This window comes from Curtobacterium phyllosphaerae (assembly GCF_049341865.1).
Lineage (GTDB): Bacteria > Actinomycetota > Actinomycetes > Actinomycetales > Microbacteriaceae > Curtobacterium > Curtobacterium phyllosphaerae.
The window spans coordinates 114,489-131,458 of the sequence record NZ_JBMPIU010000007.1 but is presented as its reverse complement, the minus strand read 5'-3'; the positions used below and the strand labels follow the sequence as shown (position 1 = coordinate 131,458).

The 16,970-nt window shown below is 72.3% G+C and carries 12 protein-coding genes; 7 read left to right on the top strand and 5 right to left on the bottom strand.

Annotated features, from left to right (window positions below; translation table 11 throughout):
• Positions 1–114: 114 nt before the first annotated feature.
• From ACO0E0_RS13385 to rfbB, 3 genes are all read right to left on the bottom strand, one after another.
• A complete protein-coding gene (locus ACO0E0_RS13385) occupies positions 115–1,257 on the bottom strand; it encodes a glycosyltransferase family 4 protein (protein WP_422871933.1) in 1,143 nt (380 codons plus the stop codon).
• A gap of 98 nt (positions 1,258–1,355) precedes the next feature.
• The gene (gene rfbD, locus ACO0E0_RS13380) at positions 1,356–2,213 is read right to left on the bottom strand and encodes a dTDP-4-dehydrorhamnose reductase (RefSeq protein ID WP_422871932.1); all 858 of its coding nucleotides are present in this window, start codon (positions 2,211–2,213) and stop codon (positions 1,356–1,358) included.
• A 14-nt stretch (positions 2,214–2,227) separates the two neighbouring features.
• Positions 2,228–3,211, bottom strand: a complete 984-nt coding sequence (rfbB, locus tag ACO0E0_RS13375) for a dTDP-glucose 4,6-dehydratase (RefSeq protein WP_422871931.1) — start codon at positions 3,209–3,211, stop codon at positions 2,228–2,230.
• Positions 3,212–3,341: 130 nt separating this feature from the next.
• Between rfbB and ACO0E0_RS13370 the strand changes: the two genes are divergently transcribed.
• From ACO0E0_RS13370 to ACO0E0_RS13340, 7 genes are all read left to right on the top strand, one after another.
• Complete coding sequence (locus tag ACO0E0_RS13370) at positions 3,342–4,904, top strand: DUF2142 domain-containing protein (protein ID WP_422871930.1); 1,563 nt, start codon at positions 3,342–3,344, stop codon at positions 4,902–4,904.
• Positions 4,905–4,987: 83 nt separating this feature from the next.
• On the top strand, positions 4,988–6,604 hold the full coding sequence (locus tag ACO0E0_RS13365; RefSeq protein ID WP_422871929.1) for a DUF2142 domain-containing protein: 1,617 nt from the start codon (positions 4,988–4,990) through the stop codon (positions 6,602–6,604).
• 41 nt (positions 6,605–6,645) lie between these two features.
• Positions 6,646–7,263 (top strand): dTDP-4-dehydrorhamnose 3,5-epimerase family protein, encoded by a 618-nt coding sequence (locus tag ACO0E0_RS13360; protein ID WP_422871928.1) that lies wholly within the window; start codon positions 6,646–6,648, stop codon positions 7,261–7,263.
• Positions 7,260–8,123 (top strand): glucose-1-phosphate thymidylyltransferase RfbA, encoded by an 864-nt coding sequence (gene rfbA, locus ACO0E0_RS13355; RefSeq protein WP_422871927.1) that lies wholly within the window; start codon positions 7,260–7,262, stop codon positions 8,121–8,123. Before ACO0E0_RS13360 ends, rfbA begins: the two co-directional genes overlap by 4 nt.
• Positions 8,124–8,432: 309 nt before the next feature.
• Complete coding sequence (locus ACO0E0_RS13350) at positions 8,433–10,403, top strand: cell wall-binding repeat-containing protein (RefSeq protein WP_422871926.1); 1,971 nt, start codon at positions 8,433–8,435, stop codon at positions 10,401–10,403.
• A gap of 50 nt (positions 10,404–10,453) precedes the next feature.
• Entirely contained in the window at positions 10,454–12,478 is a 2,025-nt protein-coding gene (locus tag ACO0E0_RS13345) for a cell wall-binding repeat-containing protein (RefSeq protein ID WP_422871925.1), read from the top strand.
• Positions 12,479–12,720: 242 nt separating this feature from the next.
• Complete coding sequence (locus tag ACO0E0_RS13340; RefSeq protein ID WP_422871924.1) at positions 12,721–14,763, top strand: cell wall-binding repeat-containing protein; 2,043 nt, start codon at positions 12,721–12,723, stop codon at positions 14,761–14,763.
• A 54-nt stretch (positions 14,764–14,817) separates the two neighbouring features.
• Here the strand turns inward: ACO0E0_RS13340 and ACO0E0_RS13335 are convergent, their stop codons facing one another.
• Entirely contained in the window at positions 14,818–15,762 is a 945-nt protein-coding gene (locus tag ACO0E0_RS13335) for a hypothetical protein (RefSeq protein WP_422871923.1), read from the bottom strand.
• 10 nt (positions 15,763–15,772) lie between these two features.
• Positions 15,773–16,951 (bottom strand): glycosyltransferase family 2 protein, encoded by a 1,179-nt coding sequence (locus tag ACO0E0_RS13330; protein WP_422871922.1) that lies wholly within the window; start codon positions 16,949–16,951, stop codon positions 15,773–15,775.
• Between the last annotated feature and the right edge of the window lie 19 nt (positions 16,952–16,970).

The window sequence follows — 16,970 nt, the reverse complement described above, 5'->3', positions numbered from 1 at the left end:
CCCCCGAGGTCCCGATCCGAGGGACGCACCGACCACCGGACGGGAGGCACGGGGCGGGCCCGTACCGCACCTCCCGACCGTCAGGTGGCCGGGTGACGCACGACGTGCGCCGGCCTACAGGTCGGCGTGCAGCTGCCAGACCTCGGCCGCTGAGTCGCTCCAGGCGAACATCCGCGCCCGGTCCGGCCCCGCGACGGCGAGCTGGCGCGCGAGGGCGTCGTCGGTGACCACCTGGAACACCGCGTGCGCGAGCCGCTCCGGGTAGGACTCGAGCGGACCGGTCTCGACCATGACGGCGGCGTCCGAGGCGACCTCGCGCACGGCGGCCGCGTCCGAGTGGATCACCGGGACGCCGAGGCTCATCGCCTCGATCACCGGCAGGCCGAACCCCTCGGCGAGGCTCGGGAACACGAACACGGTCGCCCGGGCGTAGGCCACCGCGAGGTCGGCGTCGTCGATGCGCCCGAGCACCTTGACGCGATCGGGCGCGAGCCCGGCCCGTTCCGCGGTGCCGACGACGTCGACGTCGCCCCAGCCGTCCGGACCGCCGATGACGAGTGGGATGTCAGCGGGTGCGTCCGGGTGCGCCATCGCTTCGATGAGGTACTGGAGGCCCTTGCGGGGCTCGAGCGTGCCGATCGCGAGCACGTAGCGATCGGGGAGTCCGAGACGCTGGGCACGGAGGTCGGCGTCGACCGGGACCCGGAGCCGTCCGCTCGGCGCGCCACCGATCACGCGGAGCCGCTCGTCGAACCGATGGATCTCGTTGAGCTCGCCGGCGACCGCATGGGTGGGGACGACGACCGCGTCGGCGTACTTCCACGCCCGCTTGACCATGGCCTTGTGGAAGTGGACGCCGCGTGCCGTGAGGGTCTCGGGATGCGTCCACGGCACCACGTCGTGCACCGTGACGACCGTCTGGCGGCCCGGTTCCATGAAGCGGTCGTGCTTGACGAGCGGCGCGAGGACGCTCGGTGCGTGCACCATGCCCTTGCTCGGACGCTTGGCGAACCCGGTCTCCCACGCCACCGAGAGTTCCCGGCGCGGCATCGTCAGGCGTTCCAGCCCGCTGAGTCCCGGCAGCAGCCGTTCCAGGTGCGCGATGTCCCCCGGCGCGACCGCCGAGACGATGCCGGCGACGTCGCAGCCCGCCGGCGCGCCCGCGATCAGTTCGCGCGTGAGTTCCTCGGCGTACCGGCCGATGCCACCCGGGACGGGGGCGACCACCTGGTCGACGATCACGCGGAGGGTTGTCATGCGGGAGGTCACTCCAGGGTCGTCGCGGGCTCGGGCGTCTGGACACTAGCAGCGCGGCCCGGGAACTCTCCGGACCGCGCTGGTGGTGTTGCGGTGTCTCAGGAAGCGGTCAGGACGCCGGCCTCGGCAGCGGTGTGCAGGGCCTCGCGCCAGTCGCGCATCGGCGGCAGGCCCGCGCGCGACCAGCCGTCGTGGCCGAGCACGCTGTACGCCGGGCGGGGCGCAGGACGGACGAACGCGGTGCTGTCCGTCGGCAGCACCCGCGCCGGGTCGAGACCGGCCTCGGTGAAGATCGCCGTGGTGAAGTCGAACCAGGAGGCCTGTCCGGCGTTCGTGCCGTGGTAGACCCCGGCTGGGGCGTCGGCGTCGAGCATCCCCACGATCCGCTCCGCGAGGTCGACGGTCCACGTCGGCTGCCCGATCTGGTCCGCGACGACGGACACGGTGTCGTGCGACCCGGCGAGCCGGAGGATGGTCTTCGCGAAGTTCGGCCCGTGCGCGCCGTAGATCCAGGCGGTCCGGACGATGTACGCCGAGTCCGGAGCGATCGCGCGGACGCGCGCCTCGCCGGCAGCCTTGCTCCGGCCGTAGGCGTTGACCGGGTCGGTCGGGGCGTCCTCGGCGTACGGCGCGGTGCCGTGGCCGTCGAACACGTAGTCGGTGGAGATCGTCACGAGCCTCGCGCCCGCCTGCACGCTCGCCCGTGCGAGGACGGCAGGTCCGTCCGCGTTCACGCGGTGCGCGTCCTCGGCACCGGCGGACTCGGCGTCGTCGACCTTCGTGTACGCCGCGGAGTTGATGACGACGTCGTGACCGACGACCGCCCGCTCCACCGCGGCGGTGTCCGTGATGTCGAGCTCCGCGCGGGACAGCGCGGTGACGTCACGGCCGGCCAGCGCCTGCTGGAGGTCCTGGCCGAGCATGCCTGTCGCGCCGGTGATGAGGTAGCGGGTCATGGTGCCGGCCGCGCTCAGAGCGCCGCACGCTCCTTGAGGGGCTCCCACCACGCGCGGTTGTCGCGGTACCACTGCACGACCTCCGCGAGGCCCTCGGCGAACGGCACCTGCGGCTCGTAGCCGAGCTCGGCCTGGATCTTGGCGATGTCGACCGAGTAGCGGAGGTCGTGGCCGAGGCGGTCCTGGACGCGGTCGACGTACGACCAGTCCTTGCCGGTCGCGTCGAGGAGCAGCTGTGTCAGCTCCTTGTTCGTGAGCTCGGTGCCGCCACCGATGTTGTAGATCTCGCCGGCACGGCCGCGGGTCAGGACCATCGCGATGCCGCGGGTGTGGTCGTCGACGTGGAGCCAGTCGCGGATGTTGTTGCCCTCGCCGTACAGCGGGACGTGCTCGTCGTCGATGAGGTTCGTGACGAAGAGCGGGATGACCTTCTCCGGGAAGTGGTACGGCCCGTAGTTGTTCGAGCACCGCGTGATCGAGACGTCCATGCCGTGCGTGCGGTGGTAGCTGCGCGCCAGGAGGTCGCTGCCCGCCTTCGACGCCGAGTACGGGGAGTTCGGCTCGAGTGGGCGGTCCTCGGCCCACGAGCCCTCGCTGATCGAGCCGTAGACCTCGTCGGTGGAGACGTGGACGAAGCGCGGGGTGCCGTGCTTGAGGGCGGCGTCGAGGAGACGCTGGGTGCCGACGACGTTCGTCTCGACGAACACGCCGGAGTCGCGGACCGAGCGGTCGACGTGGGACTCGGCGGCGAAGTGCACGATCGCGTCGATGCCGGGGACGACCTCGTCGAGTGCGGCGGCGTCGGTGATGTCGCCCTGCACGAACGTGTACCGGGGGGAGTCCGCCACCGGCGCGAGGTTCGCCAGGTTCCCGGAGTAGGTCAGCGCGTCGTACACGACGACGTCGGCGCCCTCGAGCCCCGGGTAGGCGTCCTGGAGCGTGCGGCGGACGAAGTTCGAGCCGATGAAGCCGGCTCCTCCGGTGACGAGGATCTTCACAGTTGACGTTTCCTTTGCGTGGCCGTTGACACAGTCGGCCGACATGCTACCGGAGCCGCACGCCCGAGCGGACGCGACCGCTCCGTCGTGGCGTCGCGGGTCCGGGCCGGTCAGCCCCTAGAGTTCGCTCGTGCGCCCGCTCCTCCGCCCTCGCATCGGCCGTCGACCGTCGGCGCTCTCGCTCTTCGTGGCGAGTTGGATCGCGGTATTCCTCGTGTGCGCGGGATGGTCGTCCGCGAGCCCGATCGCGTCGGGACCGGACGAGAACAGCCACGCCGTGAAGGCCGTGGCGACCGTCCGAGGGATGCTCACTGGGGCGCCGACGCAGTACCCGGGCAACACGAGCTTCCGGCTGCCCGCCGACGTCGCGACGCTCGGACCGGCGACGACCTGCTTCGTGGGGAAGACCGACCGCACCGCGGCGTGCGCGCCGTCCCAGGACGGTCTCGGCCACGGACTCGTCACGGCACTGACCGGGGTCGGCTCGTACTACCCGCTGTACTACGCGGTCGTCGGATGGCCGTCGCTCGTCCTCGACGGCAGTGCCTCGTTCCACGCGATGCGCCTGGTGTCGGCGCTCGTCAACTCGTTCTTCATCGCGATCCTGTTCCTGGTCGCCGCGTGGATGCCCCGCGCTCGGGCGATGTCCGGGTTCGTGCTGGTCACGCTGACGCCGATGGTCCTCTACCTGGGTGGTGTGCTCAACCCGTCGGGTGTGGAGACGACGGCGTGCGCTGCGGTGGCGGCACTGGCGCTCCTCCTGCTCCACGACCGATCCGGACACCGCCTGGTGACGAGGTCGGTCCTGTTGGCGATCGCCGTCGTGGCAGCCGGGAGCGGACGCGCGACGTCGCAGATCGACGTCGCCGTGATCCTCGTCGCGGTGGCGCTCACCGTGCCGGTCCGCCGTCTCGCGGACGTCGCTCGGCGCCGACCGGTGTGGGTGTCCGCGGCAGCGGCTGGCACCGCACTCGTCCCGGCGTTGATCTGGACCGTCCTCGTCGCGGCCCCGGCCGGGTACATCCCGTCGTCCGACCCGGCCCGGCCCGGGGTCGTCGCCGCGGCGGTGCACACGATCGAGTCGACCGGTGACTACGGCAGGGTCATCATCGGCGTGTTCGGGTGGCTGGACGCGCCGCCCTCCGACGCGGTCACCGTCGGCTGGACCGCCGGGATCGGGGTCGTCGTGCTCGCGGCGCTGACGGCCGGGCCGTGGCGACTGCGCCTCGGCGCCGTCGTCCTGATGGCCGCGTTGCTGCTCGTCCCGGTCGCGCTGCAGGCACCGACGGCGCACGAGTTCGGGTACATCTGGGAGGGGAGGTACTCGCTCCCGCTGTTCGTCGCGATGATGGTCGTGGGCGGGTACGTCGCCGCGCGGTACGCCTACCGCGACGCCGCGGCGCGACGGATCGTGCCGGTGCTCGCGGGCCTCGCGGTCATCGCCCAGGTCCAGGGCTTCCTCGCCGCGTACAGGCGGTTCTCGATCGGGACGTCGAGCCCGTGGCGGTCGCTCCTCGACGGGACAGGCTGGCAGGCTCCGGGCGGGATCTGGCCCTCGACGACGCTGTTCGTCGTCGGCGTCGTCGGCATCGCCGTCATCGCGGTCGTCCTGTCGCGGAGCAGACCCACGGGGGACAGCCCGGCGGACGACGGACGACTCGAGCGCACCGGGGCAGGTCGGGCCGCACGGTAGAGTGTCTGCGCCGGACCACCGCCGCGCCCGAGCGTGTCGCAGGTGTCCGCACCGGGATCTCGATCATCACCCAGGGGAGCGCCATGCCGTCCGACGTCGACCACGCCCGCGACGAGGCAGACGCCGGGTCACCGGAGACGACACCGACGGCAGCACGGGCGACCGACGAGGCGCACGCCGCCCCGCAGTACGCCGCCCCGCAGCACGCCGCCCCGCACCACAGCGCACCGAACCACAGCGCACCGCACCGCGCGCGGACACGGCGCCGACGCTCGATCTGGCAGTACGTGGCCTTCCTCGTGGTGTTCCTCCTCGGCGGTGCCGCGTTCATCGCGGTCACCCCGCCCGGACAGAACTCCGACGAGCCCGCGCACATCCAACGTGCATGGCAGGTCGCCCACGGCGGACTGGTGTCGTCCGCTGCCGAGGGTGTGCGCGGGGTCCCGGACGGTGCTGCCGGCGGGTACCTCCCGCGGCAGCTCGGGGCGTTCCTCAAGGCGACCGACTTCGAACGCGGGTTCGACGAGAGCGCGCTCTTCCGGGACATCGACCACCACCACCTCGCCACCTACCGTGACGACGGCCGGCAACAGTGGGCGACGTTCACCAACACGGTGCAGTACCCGCCCGTGGCGTACGTCCCGCAAGTCCTGGCGATCTGGGTGTCCGACGCGCTCCACCTGCCGTTCCTGGCGATGGTCGAGCTCGGCCGGGTGTTCGGGCTGCTCGTCGTGGCGGGGCTGTTGTTCCTGGCCGCCCGGCTGACGCCCGTCGGACGGACCGCCGTGTTCGCCGTCGGACTCCTGCCGTCGACCATCGGGCAGGGCGCCGCGTTCAGCGCCGACGGCGTCACGATCGCGCTCTCGGTGCTCGCGACCGTCGTCGTCCTCCGCTACGCCTTGCGCGACGCACCCCTCGGGTGGCCGCGATGGGTGCTCCTGGCGCTGCTCTTCGCCGCGGTCGCGCTCGTCAAGCCGACCTACGCTCCGCTGGCTGTCCTCGCCGTCCTCATCCCGGTGCTGAACGTGCACGCACGGCGGCTCTGGACCCTCGTCGCCACCGCCGTCGTGGTGGTCGTCGCCGCCGGCGTCACGCTCTTCTGGCTGCATCTGACGTCGTGGGTGAACGCCGGCGTCAACCCGGCGAACGACCCGACCCTGCAGAAGGCGTACGTGCTCCATCACCCGCTCGCCTTCGTCAAGGCGTTCGTGAAGAGCGTGGTGCTCGACGGACCGACCGGTCTCACCGACCAGAAGGGCGAGATCTGGCGGGGCGTCTTCGGTGACTTCGCGTGGCTCCGGGCGCCGCTGCCGATGCTCTTCGTGCTCCTGCTCACGGTCGGTCTCGTGCTCTCGATGCTCGTCATCGAACCCCGCGAACGGGCCGCCGTGGCGCGACTGCGGCACGGCGTGCTCTGGCGGGTCGGAGCGGCGATCACGGTCGTCCTCGTCATCGGCGCGGTCGCCGCGGCGCTGTACATCTACTACACGCCGACGTACGGCACGGTCCTCGAGGGCCTGCAGGGGCGGTACTTCCTGCCGGTGCTGCTGGCGCTCATGCTGCTCTTCATCGGGAACCGGGTGATCCGGCAGCGGCACGTCTGGATCTACGTCTTCGGGGCCTCGGCGGCGTCCGTCGTCGCGGCGCTCGTCACGATCGACCTGCGCTACTACGACGCGATCCTCCCCGTCCTCGGGTGAGCGCCGCGCACGCCGTGACGGGGGCGCGCTAGGCTCTCGGGGTGCAGATCCGCGAACTGAAGATCCCCGGAGCGTGGGAGTTCACGCCCGTCCAGCACGGCGACGCCCGTGGGGCGTTCCTCGAGGCCTACCGAGCCGACGTGCTCGAGGACACCGTCGGGCACCCACTGGACCTCCGCCAGGTGAACATGTCGATCTCCTCGCGCGGTGTCGCCCGGGGCATCCACTACGCCCTCGTCGCGCCGAGCCAGGCCAAGTACGTCACCGCCGTCCGCGGCGCGTTCATCGACTACATCGTCGACATCCGCGTCGGGTCGCCGACGTTCGGACAGTGGGACTCGGTGCGCATCGACGACGTCGACCGCAAGGCCGTGTACCTCTCCGAAGGGCTCGGCCACGCGATCGTCGCGCTCGAGGACGCCAGCACGGTCAACTACCTCGTCAGCGCAGGCTACGACCCCGAGCGCGAGAAGGGCATCAGCATCCTCGACCCGTCCGTCGGCCTCGAGCTGCCGGACGACATCGGCGAGCTCGTGCTGAGCCAGAAGGACACCGACGCACCGACGCTCGAGCAGGCGGCCGCGCAGGGTCTCCTGCCGACCCACGACGAGGCCGTCGCCTACACCGAGTCGCTGCGGACCAAGGGGGGGTCCCGATGAAGGGCATCATCCTCGCCGGTGGCTCCGGCACGCGGCTCTGGCCGATCACCAAGGGCATCTCGAAGCAGCTGATGCCGATCTACGACAAGCCGATGGTCTACTACCCGCTGTCGACGCTCATGATGGCGGGCATCCGCGAGGTCCTCGTCATCACCACGCCGGAGTACAACGACCAGTTCCGCGCGCTGCTCGGCGACGGCTCGAGCCTCGGCATGGACATCAGCTACGCCGTGCAGCCGTCGCCGGACGGCCTCGCGCAGGCGTTCATCATCGGCGAGGACTTCATCGGCGACGACAGCGTCGCGCTCGTCCTCGGCGACAACATCTTCCACGGCGTCGGCCTCGGCTCGAACCTCCGCAAGAACGCCGAGGTCGACGGGGCGACGATCTTCGCGTACCACGTGTCCGATCCGACGGCGTACGGCGTCGTCGAGTTCGACGATGACTTCAAGGCCATCTCGATCGAGGAGAAGCCGAAGGACCCGAAGTCGAACTACGCCGTCCCCGGCCTGTACTTCTACGACAACGACATCGTCGAGATCGCCAAGACCATCGAGCCGAGCGCGCGCGGCGAGCTCGAGATCTCGACCGTCAACGAGCGCTACCTGGAGCGGGGGGACCTGCAGGTCCAGGTGCTCGACCGCGGCACGGCCTGGCTCGACACCGGCACGTTCGAGTCGATGATGCAGGCGTCCGAGTACGTCCGGGTCATCGAGGACCGGCAGGGGCACAAGATCGGGTGCATCGAGGAGATCGCTTGGCGGAACGGCTGGATCGACGCCGCCGCACTGGGCGCGCTGGCGGCCCCGCTCGCCAAGAGCGGCTATGGCGTGTACCTGCAGCGCCTCCTCGGGGCCTGACGCGCTCGACGGCGTCCGGACGGGAGGCCCGGATCGCGTGACCCGACGAGGTCACGCGATCCGGGCCTCCCGTGCGTCCGGGTCTCCCGGACCGGGCGATGCGGGGGACCACCCGACATGGGGTGCTGTGGACTCGTACAGGTGCGCCGTCCCGCGCTCGGCTCGCCCATATGCTCGTCCCAGCCGGTCCCGAGGGAGGATGGGCGGGGGAGTGTCGTGCGTCGTCGTGTCCTGGCCGTGTCGGCCGTCCTCATCGCCTGCTGCAGTGCACTGAGCGCTCCCGCCGGTCCGGCGGAAGCAGCGGCACCCGTGCTGCACCTCCTGACCGGGCCGGTCCTGCCCGTCGGGAGCACCCTGGTCGCCGATGCCGACGGGGCGCCGTGGCGCGTCACGACCGACGGTCTCGCCGAGCGCATCGACGCCGCGGGCAGGGCGACCGACTTCGCGGTGACGCCGGGTCATGCCCTCTCCGCCCCCGTCCTCGGCGCGGATGGTCGGATCTGGGCGGTCGAGGACGGGCTGGGTGTCGTCCGGGTCGCGTCGGACGGGTCTGCCGACGTCATCTCGATCCCGTCCACGACGATCACGTCCATCGCTCCGGGACCGAACGGTCACATGTGGGGGATCGGTCGGACCGCGGAGTCGATCACGGAGATCGGCACGGACGGGTCGGTCGTGCTCCATCCCACCGGTCTCGTCGCGACGGACCGGGTGCGGACGTTGCGGTCCGGGCGGGACGGCGACCTCTGGACCGCGGTGTCGTCACACCGCAACGAGACGCTCCGACGCCTCGAGGCAGGTGTCGTCCGGTTCGACGGGAGCGGGACGGCACGGTTCACCGCCATCGCATCGCCCGAACAGGCGTCCGACGTCGTCGTCGACGCGGCCGACGGTGTCTTCGTGCACCGAGGATTCGCCGTCGGCTCCGGCGGCGCCGACCACGTCAGCCACGTGGCCGAGGACGGCACCGTCACGCAGGTGCCGCTGTCCGGGCAGGACGAGGTGGCCACGGCGCTGCCGAACGGCACCGTCGCGGTCGGCGTGACCGCCGGTGTCAGCGGCCGGATCGTGACGCTCGGGTCGTCCGGCGTGGTCTCGGACGTCCCCTTCCCGACCGGGCACCAGCACGAGGTGGTCCTCGCCGAGGCGGACGGCGAGATCTGGGCATCCGGGCTCACCGAGACAGCGTCCTCGGCCTCGCCGTCGCTCGACCACTACGACCCGACGACCCGGACCTGGACGTCGATCCCCACGCGCGACTGGCACACGAGTGGACTCCTCGTGCACGGTCGGCTCCTGCTCGCGGACGGCGGCGACGGCGGCCCGATGCAGATCGTCCGTCCGACCTCCATCGCCGTGGACCGCACCTCGGGCGATGATCGCTTCGCCACCACGGTCGCGCTCGCGAAGCGGGCCTGGCCGGGACATGCGCCGGTCGTCTACGTCGCGACCGGGGCCGACTACCCCGACGCCCTCGTGGCGGGTGCGGCGGCAGCGCACGCCGGCGGTCCACTGCTCCTCACCGCGACGGATGACGTCCCGGGGCCAGTCGCCGCCGAGATCGCGGCACTCGCGCCGACGAGGATCGTGCTCGTCGGCGGCACGGCGGCGGTGACGACACGTGCCGAATCGGAGCTCCGCAGCATCGCGAAGTCGCTCGGGAACGGGGCCGTCGTCGACCGGATCGGTGGCAGCGACCGGTTCGACACGGCGCGCAGGGTCGACCGGGACGCGTTCGCGACGCCGGTCACGGGCCTCTACGTGGCGACCGGCGACGACTTCCCCGACGCGCTCTCCGCAGCGGCCGCCGCCGGCACCCGCGGGGAGCCTGTCGTGCTCGTGGACGGGCACGCCGCGCGGACGGACGCCCCCACCGGAGCGCTGCTCGACGACCTCGGGACGACACACGTCGTCGTCGCGGGCGGTGACGCTGCAGTGGACGCGGCGATCGTGGCGGACCTGCAGCACCAGCTCGGTGCATCGGCCGTCGTCCGCGCCGCCGGCGACGACCGGTTCGCGACGTCCGTGGCACTGGCCGCCACGGCACATCCGGACGGCGCCTCCGGCGTGTACCTGACGACGGCGCTCGGGTTCGCCGACGCGTTGGCGGGTTCCGCGGTCGCCGCGCACCAGGGTGCCGCCATGCTCGTCGTCCGGCCCGAGTGCATCCCACCGGGAGTCGACCTCGAACTCGGCCTGCTCGACCCCGCGTCGATCACGGTCATCGGCGGTGAGACCGCGCTCTCCTCGTCGGTCGCGACGCTGACGGTGTGCAGCTGATGCGGGCGCCGACCTCGCGCGGCCGCAGGAGGGTCCGTGCTCCGCGCGTCGTGACCTCCGCACTCGTCGCTCTGACGCTCGCCCCTGCCGCACTCGTCCTGCCGTCCGTCGCGAGCGGCGCACCGGTGGAGCGCACGCCGTTCGTCGCTCAGATCGTCGACGCCGACGACAGCGCGACGGGTCGGGCAGCGGAGCCGACGACGGCGATCGCGACCGGCGGGGACGGACGGACGTGGGGTCTCGTCCCGGGTGGCGTGGTGCCGCTCTCCGCGCACGGCCGAACCTCCACGAGCCCGGGTGACCCGGTCGACGGCGAGCTCGTGACGGGCGGAGACGGTGCGGTGTGGACGGTCGACCCGCCGCTCCACGCGCTCGACCGGACCGATGCCGACGCCAGGACGACGATCGTCCGCACCGGCTCCGCGCCGCTCGACCACCTCGTCGCGACGTCGGACGGCTCGCTCGTGGTCGCTGGTCGTGCGACCTCCACCATCGTGCGCGTCGCGATGGACCACACCCGCACCGAGGCCGTCGTCCCGGGCGTCTCCGGCATCTCCTCCGAGCTCGTGGCCGCGGCGGACGGCCGTGTGTGGTTCGCGAGCAGGTCCGACGGTGTCGTCGGGTACGAGAGCGGCTCTCTGCCGATGACGGTGACGACCCTGCCCGGGCACCCGGTCACAGCGCCCGACGCCCTCGTCGCCGATCCGACGGATGGTGTGTGGGCGACGTCGTCGTCGACGCGGTCGATCACCGCCGTGACCGCGGACGGGACGGTGCAGCGGGTCGACCTCCCGTCGTCGGTGAACGGCGACCTGAGCGCGCCGGTCATCGTCGGTGCCACGGTGGCGGTCACCGCGCCGGAGCGCGACGGACATGTGCACGTCATCACCGTCGATCGGACGACGCACGTGGTCGTGGACGACGTCGCCACCGGCGTCCCCGCGGGACAGACCTCGACGTCGCCGGTCCTCGGGCCGGACGGCGCCGTGTGGTTCGGCGCGGTCGCGGACCAGGATCCTCGACACCACGGTCTCGTCGAGCGCGTCGCAGCGGACGGGGTGCGTTCCTTCCCGCTCCGCGAACGACCTCGGGTGCTCGCGGTGTCCGCCGGGTCGTTGTGGGTCGGGACCGAGGACGGCTTCGGACGGGTGGGGCAGGCGAGCACCTCCCGGACCGCGGGTGCCGATCGGTTCGCGACCTCGGTCGCCCTGGCCCGAGCGGCGTTCCCGACGACCGCCGACGTGGTGCTCGTCGCCACCGGAGCGAACTTCCCGGACGCACTCGCGGCCGGACCGGCCGCGGCGGAACTCGGTGGACCCCTCCTGCTCACCGCCACGGACACCCTGCCTCCGGACGTCGCGGACGAGATCCGGTCCCTCCGTCCGACTCGCATCATCGTCGTCGGCGGTACCGCAGCCGTGACCGATCGCGTCCGCGACGCACTCCGGACGGTCGCCGCGTCGACACCGGGAGGCGCCACCGTGGAACGTCTCGCCGGTGCTGACCGGTTCGACACGAACCGTCGGTTGAACGCGCTCGCGTTCCCCGCGGGCTCGGCGACCCACGCGTGGGTCGCGGCGTCGAACACGTTCCCGGACGCGCTCGCCGCGGGTGCCGCTGCCGCCTCGGAGGGCCAGCCGGTCTTCCTCGCCGACGGCGGGACCCCGGCGCCACAGGAGACGATCAGCGCGATGCAGCGGATCGGGATCAGCTCGGTGACCACCGTCGGCGGCTCGGCCGTGATCGGTGTCCCCGAGGACACGCTGGCCGCGTCGTTCACGGTGCGCAACGCGAGCGGTCTGGACCGCTTCGAGACCGCGTCGGCGGTCGCGGCCGCCGCCTACCCGGACGGGGTCGGGAGCGCCATGGTCGCGACGGGGACGTCGTTCCCCGACGCGCTCTCGTCGATCGCCCTCGCGGCCCGCCGTCACGTCCCGTTGCTGCTCGCGCGACCAGAGTGCATGCCGGGCCCGACCCTGCTCAGCGCCGCGTCGCTCGGCGCGCAGGACCTCCTGCTCGTGGGCGGACCTGCGGCGCTCTCGGACGACGACGCTCGTCTCGTGCCCTGCGGCTGATCGTCACCGCGGGCAGCGGGTCCCGTCCCGGGTTCGAGGGCCCCGACCCCCGGAATGGGGTGCTGTGAGGACGAACAGGTTCCCCGACGGGCCTGAGCGTCCACATAGGATCATCCCAGCCGCGGCGGAGGAACGCAGCGGCCGGGGTGGGGCGGGCAGAGTTGTCCCCGGGGTGCTGTCCGGCGCGCCGGGACGGACTCGGAGCCGTCCCCGCACCGCACCAGACGACACGGAAAACCTTGATGCGCTCTCGAACCCTCGCCCTCGCCGCCGCGGTCGCCACCGTGGCGACCGGGCTCGCCCTGCCGGCCGCCGCCCACGCCGACGTGGTCGCACCCGCGCCCACCACCCACGTCCACGAGATCCCCTCGCCGTTCGCCGCGGGCGGTGACAACGACGAGGGGATCAGCGACATGGCGACCGGCTCCGACGGTCTGCCCTGGTTCATCACGTGGGGCGGTGCGATCGGCCGGGTCAACGCCGACCGCACCATCTCGACCTTCACCGGGTCCGACACCACGCTCGTCGGACTCGTCCCCGGGTCGGACGGCGCACTCTGGTCCTCGGACTGGGGGCACTCCACCGCCGTCCGGATCGCCGCCGACGGCACGTCCACGAGCTTCCCGACCGGTGCCACGGCGGAGTCGATCGCTGCCGGACGTGACGGGACGATGTGGTTCGCGGACGACTCCCGTCCGCAGATCACGCGGGTGACGAACGCGGGGGTGGTGACGACCTTCAAGTACCCGGTCACGGGTGACGCGAACACCGGTGTGTTCGGCGAACAAGGGCTCGTCGCCGGCTCCGACGGCGCACTCTGGTTCGTGCCGGCAGACCAGGGGTTCATCGGCCGGTTCGCGCTCGACGGCACCGTGTCGGAGTACCCGCTCGGTGCTGGAGCGACCTCGCAGGGCCTGGTCCTCGCCGGCCCGGACGGCGGCCTCTGGGTCCCGCTCGCCGACGGCGGTCTCGTCCGCGTCGCGACGGACGGCACCCGCACGACGTTCGCGGGCTTCGGTGCGGGCACGTCCGTCACGGGCGGCGCGGTCGCCGGCGACGGGCGCCTCTGGTTCACCGAGGTGCGCGAGGACGGGACGAGCGACATCATCGCCGTCTCCACGTCCGGCACGGCGACGCGCTACCCGCTCCCGAACTCCGACACCACCTTCCCGAGCGTCCTCACCGCGGCCCAGGACGGATCCCTCTGGCTCGACCAGTCCACGGGTGACACCGACGACTTCGTGACCCATGTCGCCCTCGACGGGACGGCCAGCACCTGGGTCACCGGCACCGACGTCTACGACTTCGCGGCGACGAAGGGCGGCATGTGGTTCGGCGAGCAGGACGGCTCGGTCGGCACCACGAGCACAACGGACGTCGGCCGTGTGTTCGGCGCCGACCGCTACGCCACGAGCGTCGCCCTCGCCCAGCAGGCGTACCCGACGACCGCTCCGGTCGTGTTCGTCGCCACCGGGGCCAACTACCCCGACGCGCTCGGCGCCGGACCGGCAGCCGCGGCGCTCGGCGGGCCGTTGCTCCTCACGGACCCCGGGACCCTGCCGGCGAGCATCGCCGCCGAGGTCTCCGCACTCGCGCCGAAGACGGTCGTCATCGTCGGCGGTCTCAACGCCGTGTCCGCTGCCGTCGCCGGTCAGCTCCAGGCTGCCGCGCCGGGTGCGACGGTCACCCGGATCAACGGCGACGACCGCTTCGACACGAGTCGCAAGCTCGCGGACTACGCCTTCGGGTCGGCGACCGGCGCGTGGATCGCCACGGCCACGAACTTCCCGGACGCGCTCTCCGCCTCGGCAGCCGCGGGATCCGAGGCGCAGCCGGTGGTCCTCGTGAACGGTGGGTCGTCGACACTCGACCCGGCGACGACCGCGTTCCTCGGCCACCTCGGCGTCCGCTCGGCGACCATCGTCGGCGGCACCAACGCGGTCTCCGCGGGCATCGAGTCCGGCGTCCGCTCCGCCGTCGGTTCCGACGTCACCAGGATCGCCGGCGCGGACCGCTTCGACACGTCCGCACGCATCGCCGCCCAGGCGTTCCCGTCGGGTGCGAAGAAGGCCTACGTCGCCACCGGCACCGCGTTCCCCGACGCGCTCGCCGGGTCGGCGCTCGCCGCGGCGCAGCATGCTCCGCTCCTGACCGTCCGGCCGGAGTGCGTGCCCGGCGGCACGGCGACCCAGCTCGACGCGCTCGGGAACCCGGGCGTCACGCTGATCGGCGGACCGAACGCGCTCAGCAGCACCGTCGGGTCGCTCGGGCTCTGCAGCCGCTGACCGATCGACCACCGGTCCCCGACCGCTGGTCCGTGTGCCGCACGCGGCACCGGATCAGCGGGTCGGGGTGATCCGGCCGGCGTCCCACCGGGGGCGACGGACGCGCCCGCGGAGGGCGCGCCTCCCGTCCGGCGACTGCTGCCAGCTGTGGAAGACGTCCTTCACCGGACGGAGCCCGTGGTACTGGTTCTTCTCCTCGAGGACGAGGTCTATGCGGGTGTTCCCCTTCACCACCCGCCAACCGAGGTGCTTCGCGAAGAACGTCATCCACTGGTCCTCGAGGAACGCGAACCGGAACGGCAGCCGGGCGAAGAACCGGTCGTCGGCCACGAGGTCGACGTCGACGACCGTGCCACCGGTCCCGGCGTGGTCCGGCTCGGTCCCGGGTGCGATCTCCGCCCGTCGCCAGTACGAGCCGTGCAGGCTGAACCCCCACCACGCGACGACCGACCGGGGTCGCCAGTCGCGGAGCAGGTCGACGAGGAACGACGGGGTGACGTCCTGGTCGTCGTCGAGCATCGCGACCGGTCCGCGGTACCCGCCGTTCCGGAGCAGGCGCATCGCGACGAACCGGGCGAGCCCACCGATGTTCCGGGGGCTCTGCACCAGGTCGACACCGACGAGCGAGCCGCGCGCGGCGTCCCGCACCGCCTCCTCGTAGAACGCCGCGTCCGCGGCGTGGTTGTTCCACAGCAGCAGCCGCACCGGCTGCGCGGGGTCGAGGTCGGCGAGCATCCCGAGGACGTGCTCGATCCGTTCCGGCCGGTTCCAGAGGCACATCACGAGGGGGACCGAGTCGCGGTCGTCCCGCGCCCAGGTGCCCGGCGTGGACACCGTCACACCGTCGTGCAGGACGCCGTCGAGCACCCGGACCCAGGCGCGGTCCCGCTGACGGGCACGAACCGCGCGGACCGCGGCGATCCCGCGGTCGTACACTGGCTCGAGTCGAGCGCGTGCGACGACGGTCCGGACCTGCTCCCGGCGGCTCCGTGCGACCATCGACCGGCGCTCAGCTGCCCTGGAGGCGCGTGCGGACCCGTCGGGCGAGGTCGCCTGCGCGGTCGGCCACGCGGACGACGCGGCGGGCGCGCATCAGCGTCAACTCGCGCTCCCGGGCGTTCGCGAGCGCCTCGAGCGCCGCGATGCGCTCCTGCTGGTGCTGGACGGAGGCGTTCAGGTGCTGGACGGTGTTCGACATCAGCCGGACGTTCTCGGTCGCGGCGGCGAGCTCGGCTGCGGTGTCCTCGACGAGGACGTCCCGCGCGCTCAACGCCCGGCCGATCGCGGTGAGTCGCGCGGCCTCGGCTCGTGGCATCACGGTGTCGCCCCCGTAGGAGCCGACCGGCTTCCCGATCGACGCGAAGTAGTCCACGAGGGACTCGTCGCGCCGGAACCCGCCGTGCTCGGCGTCGGCGTCGCTGATGTGGCGGAGCGCGTAGTACGCCGGCAGGATCCCCTGGCCGAGACGGCGGTAGTCGCGCATGCCGTGGTGGTTCGGACTCGGCACCAGATCAGGGTTCGACGCGTAGGCCCGGCCGGCGATCTCGACGCGGTGCTCGTACTGCGCCCACGACCGCCACGGCAGGTGCAGCACCTCGAGCGCGAGGGCCTCGTCCGGAGCACGGTGGTTCGGCATCGTCACGAGGTGGTTGCCCTGCACGACCGAGACCTCGGCGTTCCCGACGTGGATCGCGTTCCCGGACGGTTGCGCGAGCAGGCCGACGGCGCGGAGTTCCTCGGGGGACCGCTCGTCCCGCCACACGAGCCGGTCGATGCCGGCACCCCGCTTCGCCATCCGGCCGACCATGTTGACGACGGGGACGACGAACGCGTTCACGTCCGGGTCCAGTCGCGTGAAGACGTCGTGCAGCGAGAGCGAACGGTCCTTCGGCATCAGGAACTCGTCGGCGTCGGCGTTGACGACCCAGTCGGCGCCGTGCTGCGTGAAGGCCTCGCGCGCCATCCGGGTGACGGTGGTGCTCTGCTGCTTGCGGTGCACCGGGTCGTGCCGGAGGTCGACCTCGACCCGACCGGAGGCGGCGAACGCCTCGAGGACCTCGCGGGTGCCGTCCTCGGATCCGTTGTCGGTGATGACGAGGAGGTCGACGCCCTGCGCGACGTGGTAGTCCAGCCACTGCTGGATGATGTCCGCTTCGTCGCGGACCATGAGCGTGACGGCGAGTTTCATGGTGTGGTCGTCCTGGGTT